The sequence below is a fragment of the Streptomyces sp. NPDC002669 genome (genome assembly GCF_042889165.1).
In the GTDB taxonomy this organism is placed as follows: Bacteria; Actinomycetota; Actinomycetes; order Streptomycetales; family Streptomycetaceae; genus Streptomyces.
On sequence record NZ_JBIAQQ010000005.1, the window covers coordinates 162,921 to 175,893 of the forward strand.

Consider the following 12,973-nt stretch of genomic DNA (forward strand, 5'->3'; position numbering starts at 1 on the left):
TGTCCGGCCAGGAGGCCCGCCGTGCCCAGTTCCACCATGACCGGCCCCGCCGCCGCATCCCGTTCCGTACCGCTGCGCCGGAGGCTCGCGTCACCGCTGCTGGCCTGCGCCGTGCTCGTGGGGGCCACCGGCTGCGGCGGCGGTGACGGGGGCGGCGCGAGTGCCACGGCCTCCCCGAGCGGGACGTCATCGGTCCAGGCGCAGAAGTTCGCCAAGACGCGCTTCGTCAGCAACGCGGGGCTCGCGGCCGGTGCCACGTACCAGTGGATCGTCAAGCCGTACCGGGCGGGCACGTTCAAGAAGGGCGCGGACGGGCGGACCTTCGCCCTGGTCAAGGCCGGCCTCGCGGGAGCCTTCACCTACAACCGGCTGAAGGCGGCGGCGGTCAACGCCAAGGGCGACCCGCTGCTGTCGAAGGCGGTCGCGCCCCTGACGGCGGGCATCGAGTCGCTCAAGGGCCTGGGCACCAAGCTCCGCAAGGGCGAGGCGGGCGAGGGCGACATCGGGGTCTTCGAAAGCGTGATCAACAGCGTCAAGGACGCGGGCGCGAGCGCGGGCGCCGAGGTCAAGGACAAGGTGCCCAGCACCGCTCAACTGGGCGGGTAGGAGAGGGAGTTCGCATGGCCGGGTGGTCGGGGCGGGATTAAAACGATGGGGCTCCGGTTCATGGTCGCACTAGGGTTCGGCCCATGAGTTCACCGCTGCTTTCGCATGACGAGTACTGCACCGAGATCATCGCCCGCACCGACGCGTTCAGGGCCTCGCTCCGGGGCGCGGACCTCGGCGCGACCGTCCCGACCTGCCCCGACTGGACCCTGCGCGACCTCGCCGTGCACGTCGGCGGCGCCCACCGCTGGGTGGGCGAGATCGTGCGCACCCGGGCCACCGAGGAGGTGACGGAGAAGGACGTGCCGCGGTTCGAGCCGGGGAGCGACGACCCCGACGTGCTCGACGCCTGGCTCGCGGAGGGGGCGGCGGAGACCGTCCGGGCGCTGCGGGAGGCCGGGCCGGACCAGGAGGTGTGGACCTGGGCGTGGGAACGGAGCACGGGGTTCTGGGCGCGCCGGATGGCGCACGAGACGATCGTCCACCACGCCGACGCCGCGCTCGCCGCGAAGACCGACTACGAGGTGCCGCCGGCGCTGGCCGCGGACACCATCGAGGAGTGGCTGGAGATCGTCGCCTTCGTCCGTACCGCGGGCGACCCGGAGGCCGCCGAGCTGACCGGGGCCGGCCGCTCCATCCATCTGCACGCCACGGACGTCCCGGACGCCGAGTGGCTGATCGAGTTCGGCGACGACGGCTTCACCTGGCGGCGCGCCCACGAGAAGGCGACCGTGGCACTGCGGGGCACGCTCACCGACGTCATGCTGGTCTTCAACCGCCGTCTCGGGGCGGACAGCGACCGGGTCGAGGTACTGGGCGACGCGGAACTGCTGGACTTCTGGCTGGAGCGCGCCTCGTTCGGCTGATCCCGGCGCGAGGCCCCGACCGCTCCGGGACCGGTGTTCCGGCCGGTCCCGGACCGATTCGGGCGGATGCCGTGCGGGCCCGCTGTGCGGGCGGGGCGGGGCTGAGCGAAGCTGGAGGTGGGACGGCCCGCCCGCGCGGGGCACGACGCCGGTCCCGGCCCGCTCCGGGGCGGGCGGCGCGGTCCCGGACAGGAGCGGTGAACCCATGACGGCCACAACCGTGCGAGGCATCGACCACATCGGGGTCACGGTCCCCGACCTGGAGACCGCGACCCTCTTCCTCGTCAGGGCGCTCGGCGCCGAGGTGCTCTACGACACCCTGCGCCGCCAGGACGGGCCGAACGGCGGGCCGGAGGTCGAGCGGCGGCTCGGCGTCCCGGCGGGCACCCTGCAACTGGCGGTCAGGATGCTGGCCCTGCCCTGCGACGGCCCGTGCATCGAGCTGTTCGAGTTCCAGGGGCCCCGCCGCGAACCCCCGGTGCTGCCCTGCGACTTCGGCTGGCAGCACCTGGCGCTGTACGCCGACGACCTGGACGCGGCCGTACGGGACTGCGTGGCCGCGGGGGCCGTGCTGCTCGCCGAACCGCAGCCGCTGCCGGGCCCCGAGGCGGGGGAGCGCAACCGGTTCGTGTACCTGCGCACCCCGTGGGGCAGCACCCTGGAGCTCCTGACGTACCCGGACCCGCAGCCCTGGGAGCGCACCGCGACCCGACGGCGGGTGCGTCCCTCACCCGTCAGCACCGGGGCCGGGGCGGGCACCGGCACCTGGCCGACCGACCCCGCCAGGCCCGCCTCCGTCTGACCGGCCCGCAACCGGTCGCCGCAGCCGCCCCGTTCGTACAGCCGTGCCCGTACACCCCGCCCCGTCCCCGCGGGTCAGGACGGGAAGTCGAAGTCCCAGTCGAACTCCCACAGCCGCAGGGTGCCCTCCGGACCCGCGGACAGGGCGGACTGGGCGTCCGGAGTGACCGCCACCGCCTCGACCGTGCCGATGTGCCCGGTGAGCGGGGCGGCGCGCAGACAGCTCCCGTCACCGAGGTCCCACCAGCGCATGGTTCCGTCCGTGCTCGCGGTGAAGCCGTGGCGCCCGTCCGGGGTGACGGCCACCGAGGCGATCCCGTCGGTGTGCCCGGTGAGGACCCGCAGGCACGCGCCGGTGCGCGCGTCGAACCAGCGCGCGTCGGCCGCCCAGCCGCCGAGGAGCGCCCGGCCCCCGTCCGGGGTGAGGGCGACCTCGGTGACGGGCTCGTCGGATCCGGTCATGACCCGCAGGCACCCGCCGGTCCCCAGGTCCCACAGCCGGGCCGTCCGGTCCCACGAGCCGGAGAGGCCGAACCGGCCGTCCGGGGTGAGGGCGACGGCGTCCGTCGTCGAGGTGTGCCCGGTCAGGGTGCGCACGCACCGGCCGGTGGCCGCGTCCCAGAGCCGTACGGTGCCGTCCTGGTACCCCACGAGGAGACGCCGGGCGTCGGAGGTGACGGCGACGGCCTCGGCCGAGCCGTCCCCGCCGGGCATGACGGGCCCCGCGGCGCCGGTGGTGAGGTCCCAGGTCTGTACGGAGCCCTCCTCGCTCGCCGCGGCGCCGAACCGCCCGTCCGGCGTCATGGCCACGGCCCGCACCCGGTAGAGGTTGGGACGGCCGAAGGGCAGACCGGTGTACTGCGGGCCTTCGGGACCCGCCCCGGTGAACTCGTGCAGGCACTCCGCCGTGGTGAGATCCCAGAGCCGGATCCGGTTGTCCCAGCCGCCCGACAGGGCGCGCCGGCCGTCCTCGGTGAGGGCGACGTCGCCGAGGTGCCCGTTCTCCTCGCCGCCGATGATTCCGGCGTGCCGCACGTCGCGCAGGCCGGTCCGGGTGCCGTACGGGCCGATCCGGCGCCACAGCCCGACGACCTCGGGGTGGCGGGCGAAACCGGGAACGGCCCCGGCCGAACGGAGGGCAACCGCCGCGCCCGCCGGATCGTCCGCCCCGGCCAGCCGGCGGGACCGCTCCAGGTGCTCCCGGAACGACGCCGCCCGCGCGCCGAGCTCCTCCGCGCCGCCGGGAAGGCTGTAGCTCCACGGTGCGGGGTCGCCGGGCTCCAGCCGGAACCGCTCGATGCCGCCGGCGTACGAGACGACGGCGTCGTGCGGACCGGCGAACGCCACCGCCTCGATGCCGTGGCCGGGGAAGGCGAACGTCCGCAGGCAACGGCCGTCCACGAGGTCCCACCAGCATGCGGTGCCGTCGGCGGACCCCGTGAGCGCGTGGCGCCCGTCGGGGCCGACGGCAACGGACCGCACGGCGTCGGAGTGGCCTTCGAGGACCCGGACACAGCGCCCCGCGGCCAGGTCCCAGACCCGCGCGGTGCCCTCCGCCCCGCCGGACAGGCCCAGCAGCCCGTCCGGGGACATGCCGACCGAGTGGACCCACTCGTGGCCCGTCATCGGCCGCGCGCAGCTCCCCGAGGCGAGGTCCCAGCAGCGCACCGTGCCGTCGGAGCCGCCGGACAGCGCCCGGCGGCCGTCCGGGGTCACGGCCACCGACCAGATCTCGTCGGTGTGGCCGCTCAGGACGCGCCGGCACCGCCCGCCGGGCAGGCTCCACCACCGCAGCGTCCGGTCCCTGGACCCGGTCAGGGCGTGCCGGCCGTCCGGGGTGATCACCAGCGCCGTGACCTGTTTCGGGTGGCCCCGCAGGACGCCGCGCCGCTTCTCCTTCGCCAGGTCCCACCAGGACGGTTCGTTCCCCACGGGGCCGTCGCACACGAGGGCGGACCCGGCGTCCGGGGTCAGCGCGACGCACATGATGTGATCCGCCACGGAGTCGACCGTGCCGATCCGGGCCCCGGTGCCCAGGTCCCACCGGAACACCTCGTTCTGCGAACCGCCGGACAGTGCGAACCGGCCGCCCGGGGTCACCGAGAGCGAGTGGGGCCAGGCGGTGTGCCCGGGAAGCGTGCGGCCGGGCACGGACCGCCCGGCCGCCACGGCCGCGGCGCGCAGCGCGGCACCGGTCTCGGGATCGGGACCGGCCGGGCCCGACCGCTCGGCCTCGCGCAGCGCTTCGAGCGCCGCCCGCGCGTCGCCCCGTTCCAGATGAGCGAGCCCCAGCAGGTGGAGGGGCCGGGAGTCGCCGGGGTGCGCCGCCCGCGCCGACTCCAGGTCCCGGACGAGGACGGCGTCGGTGATCTCCCCGGCCCGCCACCGCGCCAGCCCCCGGTTGAAGGTGGCGCCGGGATGCCGGGGGTCGGCCTCCAGGGCCTTGCGCCAGCACCGGTCGGCCGCCTCCGCCTCGCCGAGGTCGTGCAGCGACAGCGCCCTGTTGTTCCAGCCGTCGGCCAGGTGCGACACCGTCGGCGCGGCGGCCCTCGGGAAGGGGCGGCCGGTCCGTGCCTCGTGGACGCGGACCAGCCGGGCGGCGACGGCGTCCATGTCCGGCGGCCGGGAGTCCGGATCGACGGACAGGCACGCGTCCAGCAGCTCGGCCACCTCGTGCGGGATCGGCGGCCGTCCGGGGGCGGCGGGCTCCCGGACGGCGGCCCGCAGCGCCTCCCCGGCCACCGGACCGGCCATCCAGACGACCTCGCCGAGGAACAGTTCCAGCACGGACGCGGCCCACGACCACATGTCGCTGCGCCGGCCGACCCGGGAGCCCGCCATCTGCTCGGGGGAGGCGTACGCCGGGGTCAGCCCGGTCCGGGTGACCAGGACCGACCCGCCCCCGTCCCCGTCCGGTACGGCGGGCGGCACCGCACCGGCCGGGGCCGCCCCGGCCCGGACGCGCGCCAGCCCGAAGTCGGTGAGCATCGCGCGCCCGTCGCCGCCCAGCAGCATGTTCGCGGGCTTGACGTCCTGGTGCACCACACCGGCCCGGTGCGCGGCGTGCAGGCCCCAGGCCGTCTGGATGCCGATGTCGAGGATCTGTTCCACCGTCGTGATCCGGCCCCCGCGCAGCGCGTCGGCGACGCTGCCGCCCTCGGCGAACTCGGAGAAGATCCGCGGCACCCCCGCCACCACGCGCACGTAGTGGCAGGCGCAGACGTACGGGTTCGGCTCCAGGCCCACCCAGACCCGGGCCTCTTCGAGGAACGCCTCGGTGCCCCGCTCGCCCGCCCACAGCTCGGGCCGGGGGCTCTTCACCGCCATGTCGTGCTGCCAGCCGAGATGCCGCACCCGGTGGACCTCGCCCATGCCACCGGCGCCCAGCAGGGTGTCCACCCGGTAGAGCCCCGCAACGGTCGAACCGGGGGCCCAGCGCGCCGGGTCCGCGGCAAAGGGCGCGGGAGCCGCCCCGGTCGGAAGCACCGTGGCCCGGTCCGAGTCCTCCGGCGCCCGCCCCTCCACGACCGGTGTTTCCGCGGCAGGGGCCGGGGCGGCCCGCCGGAACGGGGAACGCCAGAAACGCTGCATGACCCTGTGACCACTCCTCGAACCGGCCCCGGAACACGGGGAGTCACCGGCCCCCGTCCGGTCGGTGAATCATCGGGCACCACCGTGGCACGCCCGGCCGCCCGGGGTCCACCGCCCGGACGGCGCCGGAGCGCACGGACCCCGCCGCCCGGCCCGGGCCGGTCCGAACGGGAGTCCCTACCCGTCGAGTTCGGCGAGCAGCCGCGACTCCTCCCGCGCGTCGAAGTCCTCGCGCGCGCGTGCGATGGCCGGCATGTTCGCCGAGGCCCACGCCAGCAGCACGTCGACGGGAGGCCGCAGGGTCTTGCCCAGCGGCGTGATCCGGTACCTGACCGCCACCGGGCGGGTGGGGAGGACCTCGCGCTCGATCACGCCGTTGCGTTCGAGCCGCCGGAGCGTAGCGGTCAGCGACTTCTGCGTGACCCGGGGAATGGCCCGGCGCAACTCGTTGAAACGGCAGGGGCGTTCGCACAGCTCGCCCAGGACGCTGAGCGACCACTTGTCGAGGACCTGGTCGAGCAGCTCGCGGTGCGGGGGGCCGATGAGGAGTCCGTCCTCGGTATCCATGGCGAAACCTGGTCTCGTTGAAGTGTCCTTCTGCCACTAAGTAGCTTACGGATACCTGGTTCGAAGGAGGAACACCCATGACCGTCCAGCACTTCACGCCGCGGGGCATGCTGCGGCCGGCCCCGTACCACCACGTCGCGGTGGGCACCGGGACGAGACACGTCCATGTCGCCGGACAGATCGCGCGCCGGGCCGACGGGACCCCGGTCGCGCCCGACGACCTGGCCGGGCAGGTCGCCCAGGCGCTGCGCAACACGTCCGTCGGACTGACGGGCGCGGGTGCGTCGTTCGCGGACGTGTTGCGCCTGACGTTCTACGTGACCCGGTGGAGCCCGGAGCGGATCGGCGACTTCATGGCCGGGGTGGAGGCCGTGGCCGAGGAGATCGGGCTCCGTCTGCCCCTGCCACCGGCCTCCCTCATCGGCGTCGATCACCTCTTCGAGCCGGACGTTCTCGTCGAGGTCGAGGCGACCGCGCTGCTCGACTGAGGGGCGGGGCGGTCGTTCGGGGCCGCCGGGCCCGGACCGTCGGTTCCGAGGCCGTCGCTCCCGGACCGTCGACTCCGGGACCACCGGGACCGGGCATCAGGCCAGGAGCGCGGCGTGCTCCCGGGCGGACTCGGCGGCCCGCTCCAGCGACTGCTGCGCCGACTCCTCGGCCAGCGACACCAGTTCGGCCATGGCGGGGTTGACGGGGGCCATCGTCAGCTCGCGCGTGATCACCTCGACCGGCAGGCCGAGCACGTCGCCCAGCACCTTCCGCAGGTAGTTGGTGTCGAAGTCGAAACCGGCCCGCGGCGTGCCGGGCCGGTAGGAGCCGCCGCGCGAGGACGCGATCACGATCCGCTTGCCGGACGGCGACACGCCCTCGCCGAAGGTCCGCCCCGCCAGGAGGATCTGGTCCAGCCATGCCTTCAGGGTGGACGGGATCGTGAAGTTGTACATGGGGGCGCCGATGAGGACGAGATCGGCCTTCTCGAATTCGGCGATGAGCTCCTCGCGCAGGGCGGGGACGGTCTCGGCGGTGACGGTGGCGGCGTCCAGGTGCGGCACGGGGGTGGCGGCCAGGTCCCGGCGGATGACGCTGCCCTGCGGGTGCGCCTCCTCCCAGCTCTTGCGGAAGGCGTCGGTGACCTGACGGGAGCCGGAGCCCTCCAGCGGGAACAGGGACGAGTCGATGTGCAGCAGAACGGCCATGGAAAACACTCCTCGGAAACTGGTGCGCGGAGACGCGCGGGCACGGCGGACCGGTGCAGCCCGGCACCGCACAGCGGCTTCATTAGCTACTTACAAAGTAAGAGTAGCTTACTTTTCAGAAGTGCCATGGGGGTGGGCGATACCATGGCCGCATGGCGATGGGGCAGCATGATGCGGGGCAGTGCGCGGGTGTGGGCGGCGCGGTGGAAGGTGTCTTCGTCCTTCTGGGCAAGCGCTGGAACGGCGTGATCCTCGCCAGCCTGATGAGCGGTCCGGGCCGCTTCGCCGAACTGCGCCGCGCCGTCAGCGGGATCAGCGAGCGGATGCTCTCCGACCGCCTCGCCGAACTCGGCGAGGCGGGTCTGGTGAGCCGCGAGGTGGACGCCGGCCCGCCGCTGCGCGTCACCTACCGGCTCACTCCCGCCGGCGAGGCCCTGCGGCCGGCCCTGGAGGAGCTGGGCAGCTGGGCCGAGCGTTTCCTCGGTGTCCCCGAGGCCGGGGGCTGCGCCGCCGCCCGGCAGCCGGAAGCCGCGGACCCCCGGGGCGCGTGACGCGCATGACGTGCCGGACGTGTCGGGATGCGTGATGGGCCGGACGTATCGGAGAGTGTGATGGGCCGGACGTGCCCGGGTGCGTGACGGACCGGACGTGCCGGCCCGCCCTCCGGCCGGACGGCGCCGCTTCCGAAGCGTGTCCTAGCCGTTGAGTTCGGCGAGCACCCGCAGGGTGTGCGGGTCCGGCGCCGTCACCAGCAGATCGGTGACCGGTCCCGCGCGCCACGACGCCAGCCGTTCCGCGATCCGTTCGCGCGGGCCGACGAGCGAGATCTCGTCCGCGAACGCGTCGGGCACCGCCAGCACCGCCTCCTCCTTGCGCCCTTCGAGGAACAGCCGCTGAATGTGCCGGGCCTCGTCCTCGTACCCCATCCGCGCCATCAGGTCGGCGTGGAAGTTGCGGGCCGCGTGCCCCATCCCCCCGATGTAGAAGCCGAGCATCGCCTTCACCGGCAGCAGCCCCTCCGCCACGTCGTCGCAGATCCGGGCGCGGACCAGCGGCGCGATCATGAAGTCCTCGGGGAGGTCGGTGAGCGAGGCCGCGTACACGTCGGTGCGCAGCGGCGACCAGTACAGCGGCAGCCAGCCGTCGGCGATCCGGGTGGTCTGCGCGATGTTCCTCGGTCCCTCCGCCCCGAGCAGCACGGGCAGCCGCGACCGCAGCGGGTGGGTGATCGGCTTCAGCGGCTTGCCCAGCCCGGTGGCGTCCGGGCCGGTGTACGGGTGGGAGTGGAACCGTCCGTCCAGCTCCACGGGGGCCTCGCGGCGGAGCACCTGGCGGACGACGTCGACGTACTCACGGGTCGCGGTCAACGGGCTCGCGGGGAACGGCCGCCCGTACCAGCCCTCCACCACCTGCGGGCCGGACAGTCCCAGGCCGAGCATCATCCGGCCGCCGGAGAGGTGGTCGAGCGTGAGGGCGTGCATGGCGGTCGCGGTCGGGGTGCGCGCCGCCATCTGCGCGATGCCGGTGCCCAGTCGGATGCGGGAGGTGTGCGCGGCGATCCAGGTCAGCGGGGTGAACGCGTCCGAGCCCCAGGCTTCCGCCGTCCACACCGAGGCGTACCCCAACCGCTCGGCGGTCCTGGCCAGTTCGAGATGGGCGGGGTCGGGTCCCCGGCCCCAGTAGCCGAGCGCGAGTCCGAGCCGCATCCGACACCTCCCAGCATTTCTGACGCTCAGTCAGATCGATGCGCACGGACGGAGGGTACGACAGCGGCCCCCCGCCCGGAAGGGGCGGGGGGCCGCTGTCGTCGTACGGGTGGTGCGTGGACTCAGCCGCGCTGGATGCCCGTGGTGTCCTGGAGGACGCCACGACGGCCGTCCTGGGTCTGCGCGATCAGGGTCTGACCGCGCTGCTCGACCGCGAGGTACCAGGTGCCGGGCGCCAGTTCGGCGATCGGCGACGGCGAACCGTCCTCGCCGTACAGCGGGCGGGCCACCGGCACCGCGAACCAGAACGGGGTGAAGTCGCCGGCCGGCGCACCCGTGGCCGCGGCCTGCGGCTGGGCGTTCTGCGGGTCGGGCTGACCGGCCTGCGGCTGACCTGCCTGCGGCTGGCCGCCGAAGGAGGGCTGGCCGCCGTACGACGGCTGCTGGGCGCCGCCCGGGTAGCCGTAGCCCTGGCCGGGCTGGCCCTGGCCGTACGGGGGCTGCACCGCCTGCGGACCCGGGGCTCCCATCAGCGGGGCCTTGAGAGCGGGGACCAGCGGGGTGGCGACCGCGCCGCCCGCGAGCACGATGGTCGAGAGCAGGCCGAGGATCATGCCGGCGCCGGCGTCACCGGCGTCGATGGTCGTCCAGAAGGCCGTCCACAGCGAGAAGACGGTGAACGCGGCACCGAACTGGACGAGGTCGAAGCCGACGACCTTGCGGGTCGGCATGGAACGGCCCACGATCACCAGCACCGCGCCGATGATGCCCGCCAGGAAGAAGCTCATGAGGATTCCGAGCGAATCCCAGGCGTTCGCGGACTCGTAGGAGCACTTGATGCCCGCGGGGCAGTCGAAGCCGTCGAGGTCGAGGAAAGAGGCGATGAACAGCACGACCGCTGCTCCGATCACCACGCCGTCGCCTCGAGTGAGGGAGCGGATATTCACGTGAAGGTCCTTAGTCGGTCGTCTCGTCTGGGCGGTCGTCGCTGCCGCCTGCACGGGTACGGCGGGCACGGCACGAAGCTCGGGGGAGGCCCCCATCGTACGGATGAATCTATCGTCTGACCGGTCGGGTCGTGGCCCTGCCCGGAAGCTGGGTGCACATCCCCCCATTTTCGCCCCAGAACCACCTCTTGTTACCCCTTGAGGTAGCTACTGATGCCATCGGCGATGCCTTGCGCGGCCTTCTGGCGCCAGTCCGGGCTGGTGAGCAGTGCGGCGTCCTTGGGATCACGCATATTGCCGCATTCGATGAAGACTTTGGGCACGGTCGACAAATTCAGTCCGCCCAGATCCTTGCGGGTGTCCAATCCGGTATTGCCGCCGATGTAATTGGAGGGAGCGCTTCCGGTGGCTCGGACGAAGAGACCGGCGATCCTGGTTCCCAGATCGCGCGAGGGTCCGACGATCTTCGAGGTGTCCGCAGCCCCGCCCCGCACGGCCGCGGGCAGGATCACGTGGAAGCCGCGGTTGCCGACCGCGGAACCGTCCGCGTGCACCGAGACCACCGCGTCGGCCTTCGCCTTGTTGCCGATCCGGGCCCGCTCGTCGACGCACGGCCCGTACGAGCGGTCGTTGTCGTACGTCAGCAGGACCTCGGCCCCCTGCTTCGCGAGGAGATCGCGCAACCGGTGCGACACGTCGAGGGTGAACCGGGCCTCCGCATAACCGGAATTGGTCGAGGTGCCGGTGGTGTCGCACTCCTTGTGCCCGGTCCCGATGTCCACCTGGCGATTGATTTCCCGGGTGTGCAGGCGATTGTTCGGATTGTGTCCGGGATCGATCACCACGGTCTTGCCCGACAACGGCCCGGAGACCTTCTTCGCGGGCCCGGAAGCGGAAGCGGAAGGAGTAGTGGGGGAGGCGGACTTCTTCCCCGGTGCCGGAGCGCTCCTCGACGGCGATGCCGACGCGGAGGGCGGCACGGAGGCGGTACCGCTGCGGCCCGGCCCCGGCCGGGCATCGGTGCCGCCGCCCCCGTCGTCGCCCGCGCCGCAGCCCGCGGCACTCAGGCACACGGCTGCGAGCACGGCGACGGCGATCAGGGGCCGGCGGCGCGGTGTGGGGGGAACGCTCTCGTCGTACGGCACCACGCGATGCTATCGGGGCCCTCGGACGGCCGCCCTCAGATGCCGGTCCCGGTACGCCGCAGCACCCGCAGCGAATCCGTCACCGAGACCTCGGTGAACGCGCCGGACTCCAGCGCCCGCAGATAGACCCGGTACGGGGCCTGGCCGCCGTGCGCGGGGTCCGGGAACACGTCGTGGATCACCAGCAGCCCGCCCTCGGCCACGTGCGGCGCCCAACCCTCGTAATCGCCGTTGGCGTGCTCGTCGGTGTGCCCGCCGTCGATGAACACGAACCCGAGCTTCCCGCCCCAGACCGCCGCGACCTGCGGCGACCGCCCGACCAGCGCCACCACGTGGTCCTCCAGCCCCGCCGCGTGCAGGGTCCGGCGGAAGGTCGGCAGCGTGTCCATCCGCCCCACCTCCGGGTCCACGACGGCCGGGTCGTGGTACTCCCAGCCCGGCTGCTGCTCCTCGCTGCCACGGTGGTGGTCGACGGTGAGCGCCGTCACACCGGCCGCCCGCGCGGCGTCGGCGAGCAGGATGGTGGAGCGCCCGCAGTACGTGCCGACCTCCAGGACCGGCAGCCCCAGCGCGGCGGCCTCGACGGCGGCCCGGTACAGCGCGAGCCCCTCGTCCACCGGCATGAAGCCCTTGGCGGCCCGGAAGGCGGCGAGAATCTCGGGCGACGGCTCGACGGCGGACTCGGCGGGCACGGGTTCCTCCTGGTGGGGACGGGTCGGGGACGGTTTCGGGACTACGCGTTCGACGGCGCCCCATCGTGCCGTACGTCCTCGCCGGAGGTGTCGGCGGGGGAGCCCGTCCGGCCCCGGGACGCCCCCCGGCCGGGCGAGGGGCGCTCCGGGCTCGCGCAGTCGACGTGGCGGTGGAGGACGACCGGCTCCCCGGCCGCTCCGGGGATCTCGCCCCGGAAACAGCGGTCGAGCGACCGGACCGGGCGCAGGCACGCGGGGCAGGTCCGGCCCGGGGGGCGCGAAGGTCGTGCAGTCCCACGGCCCGTGGTCCCGCGGCCGGGCATCGACGCTCATGCCGTCACTCCGTGCTCCGCCGCGGAGTCGGCCAGCCGGCGCAGCATCCGGGCGAGGTCGCGCAGATGCTGGTACGCGCTGAAGACGAGCGCGCCGTCCCTCGGCGTCGCGGCGAGGAGCTGGTCGACCTCCCACCGGACGGAGCGGGCCGCAGCGGTCCGCGCGTGGTCGAGCACCGCATCGGCGAGGAGGACGACGTGCCCGCGCAGTTCGCCGGTCCGGACGTCGATCTCCTGGCGTGTGACCGTGCCGAGCCGGAGGGCGAGGGCGTCGTCGGCGGCCCGGAGCGCGGACTCGACGTCCGGGGGAGGGCCGCCGTCGGCCGCCCGCTGCGGTTGGCCGGGGGAGAGGGGCGTCGAGGAGGGCGTCGAGGGATGTGTCATGGGGGGGGGGGCTCCTGGCTCGGACCTACGGATCTGCGGAACTGGGGGAGTGGCGGCAGGCGGACGGGCCGCGCGGCGATGCCGTCGTGCGTGCCCGTTCCGGCAACCTTCGGTAATCGTCGCAGTGCGGACGGCAGCCG

At 73.9% G+C, this 12,973-nt stretch carries 13 protein-coding genes; 5 read left to right on the forward strand and 8 right to left on the reverse strand.

The window, feature by feature from the left end; all coding sequences use genetic code 11:
* Nucleotides 1–36 precede the first annotated feature (36 nt).
* The 3 genes from ACFYW1_RS09750 (at nucleotide 37) to ACFYW1_RS09760 (ending at nucleotide 2,274) form a co-directional block, all read left to right on the forward strand.
* Entirely contained in the window at nucleotides 37–606 is a 570-nt protein-coding gene (locus ACFYW1_RS09750) for a hypothetical protein (protein ID WP_388990166.1), read from the forward strand.
* 83 nt (nucleotides 607–689) lie between these two features.
* On the forward strand, nucleotides 690–1,472 hold the full coding sequence (locus ACFYW1_RS09755; RefSeq protein ID WP_388989659.1) for a maleylpyruvate isomerase family mycothiol-dependent enzyme: 783 nt from the start codon (nucleotides 690–692) through the stop codon (nucleotides 1,470–1,472).
* Nucleotides 1,473–1,677: 205 nt separating this feature from the next.
* Complete coding sequence (locus tag ACFYW1_RS09760) at nucleotides 1,678–2,274, forward strand: VOC family protein (protein ID WP_388989661.1); 597 nt, start codon at nucleotides 1,678–1,680, stop codon at nucleotides 2,272–2,274.
* 74 nt (nucleotides 2,275–2,348) lie between these two features.
* Here ACFYW1_RS09760 and ACFYW1_RS09765 read toward each other — a convergent pair whose 3' ends face one another.
* Entirely contained in the window at nucleotides 2,349–5,864 is a 3,516-nt protein-coding gene (locus ACFYW1_RS09765; RefSeq protein ID WP_388989663.1) for a protein kinase, read from the reverse strand.
* 177 nt (nucleotides 5,865–6,041) lie between these two features.
* Nucleotides 6,042–6,431 (reverse strand): winged helix-turn-helix transcriptional regulator, encoded by a 390-nt coding sequence (locus tag ACFYW1_RS09770; RefSeq protein ID WP_388989666.1) that lies wholly within the window; start codon nucleotides 6,429–6,431, stop codon nucleotides 6,042–6,044.
* A 77-nt stretch (nucleotides 6,432–6,508) separates the two neighbouring features.
* Between ACFYW1_RS09770 and ACFYW1_RS09775 the strand changes: the two genes are divergently transcribed.
* On the forward strand, nucleotides 6,509–6,919 hold the full coding sequence (locus ACFYW1_RS09775) for a RidA family protein (RefSeq protein WP_388989668.1): 411 nt from the start codon (nucleotides 6,509–6,511) through the stop codon (nucleotides 6,917–6,919).
* A gap of 96 nt (nucleotides 6,920–7,015) precedes the next feature.
* Here the strand turns inward: ACFYW1_RS09775 and ACFYW1_RS09780 are convergent, their stop codons facing one another.
* Nucleotides 7,016–7,627 (reverse strand): FMN-dependent NADH-azoreductase, encoded by a 612-nt coding sequence (locus ACFYW1_RS09780; protein ID WP_388989670.1) that lies wholly within the window; start codon nucleotides 7,625–7,627, stop codon nucleotides 7,016–7,018.
* 158 nt (nucleotides 7,628–7,785) lie between these two features.
* On the opposite strand from ACFYW1_RS09780, the gene ACFYW1_RS09785 reads away from it, so the two are divergent.
* Complete coding sequence (locus ACFYW1_RS09785) at nucleotides 7,786–8,178, forward strand: winged helix-turn-helix transcriptional regulator (protein ID WP_388990168.1); 393 nt, start codon at nucleotides 7,786–7,788, stop codon at nucleotides 8,176–8,178.
* Nucleotides 8,179–8,322: 144 nt separating this feature from the next.
* Here ACFYW1_RS09785 and ACFYW1_RS09790 read toward each other — a convergent pair whose 3' ends face one another.
* The 5 genes from ACFYW1_RS09790 to ACFYW1_RS09810 all read right to left on the reverse strand — a co-directional run bounded on the left by ACFYW1_RS09790 (nucleotide 8,323) and on the right by ACFYW1_RS09810 (nucleotide 12,833).
* Nucleotides 8,323–9,333 (reverse strand): LLM class F420-dependent oxidoreductase, encoded by a 1,011-nt coding sequence (locus ACFYW1_RS09790; RefSeq protein WP_388989672.1) that lies wholly within the window; start codon nucleotides 9,331–9,333, stop codon nucleotides 8,323–8,325.
* A gap of 122 nt (nucleotides 9,334–9,455) precedes the next feature.
* Nucleotides 9,456–10,280 (reverse strand): hypothetical protein, encoded by an 825-nt coding sequence (locus ACFYW1_RS09795; protein WP_388989675.1) that lies wholly within the window; start codon nucleotides 10,278–10,280, stop codon nucleotides 9,456–9,458.
* Between the two features lie 191 nt (nucleotides 10,281–10,471).
* Entirely contained in the window at nucleotides 10,472–11,425 is a 954-nt protein-coding gene (locus tag ACFYW1_RS09800) for an N-acetylmuramoyl-L-alanine amidase (protein ID WP_388989677.1), read from the reverse strand.
* Nucleotides 11,426–11,460: 35 nt separating this feature from the next.
* The gene (locus tag ACFYW1_RS09805; RefSeq protein WP_388989679.1) at nucleotides 11,461–12,117 is read right to left on the reverse strand and encodes a class I SAM-dependent methyltransferase; all 657 of its coding nucleotides are present in this window, start codon (nucleotides 12,115–12,117) and stop codon (nucleotides 11,461–11,463) included.
* A gap of 329 nt (nucleotides 12,118–12,446) precedes the next feature.
* Nucleotides 12,447–12,833 (reverse strand): DUF6415 family natural product biosynthesis protein, encoded by a 387-nt coding sequence (locus ACFYW1_RS09810; protein WP_388989682.1) that lies wholly within the window; start codon nucleotides 12,831–12,833, stop codon nucleotides 12,447–12,449.
* Nucleotides 12,834–12,973: the final 140 nt, after the last annotated feature.

Excerpts from the sequence above, each read along its gene's own strand:
- ACFYW1_RS09750 (WP_388990166.1), top strand. The coding sequence starts at position 37 with ATGACCGGCCCCGCCGCCGCATCCCGTTCCGTACCGCTGCGCCGGAGG.
- ACFYW1_RS09755 (WP_388989659.1), top strand. The coding sequence starts at position 690 with ATGAGTTCACCGCTGCTTTCGCATGACGAGTACTGCACCGAGATCATC.
- ACFYW1_RS09760 (WP_388989661.1), top strand. The coding sequence starts at position 1,678 with ATGACGGCCACAACCGTGCGAGGCATCGACCACATCGGGGTCACGGTC.
- ACFYW1_RS09765 (WP_388989663.1), bottom strand. The coding sequence starts at position 5,864 with ATGCAGCGTTTCTGGCGTTCCCCGTTCCGGCGGGCCGCCCCGGCCCCT.
- ACFYW1_RS09770 (WP_388989666.1), bottom strand. The coding sequence starts at position 6,431 with ATGGATACCGAGGACGGACTCCTCATCGGCCCCCCGCACCGCGAGCTG.
- ACFYW1_RS09775 (WP_388989668.1), top strand. The coding sequence starts at position 6,509 with ATGACCGTCCAGCACTTCACGCCGCGGGGCATGCTGCGGCCGGCCCCG.
- ACFYW1_RS09780 (WP_388989670.1), bottom strand. The coding sequence starts at position 7,627 with ATGGCCGTTCTGCTGCACATCGACTCGTCCCTGTTCCCGCTGGAGGGC.
- ACFYW1_RS09785 (WP_388990168.1), top strand. The coding sequence starts at position 7,786 with ATGGGGCAGCATGATGCGGGGCAGTGCGCGGGTGTGGGCGGCGCGGTG.
- ACFYW1_RS09790 (WP_388989672.1), bottom strand. The coding sequence starts at position 9,333 with ATGCGGCTCGGACTCGCGCTCGGCTACTGGGGCCGGGGACCCGACCCC.
- ACFYW1_RS09810 (WP_388989682.1), bottom strand. The coding sequence starts at position 12,833 with ATGACACATCCCTCGACGCCCTCCTCGACGCCCCTCTCCCCCGGCCAA.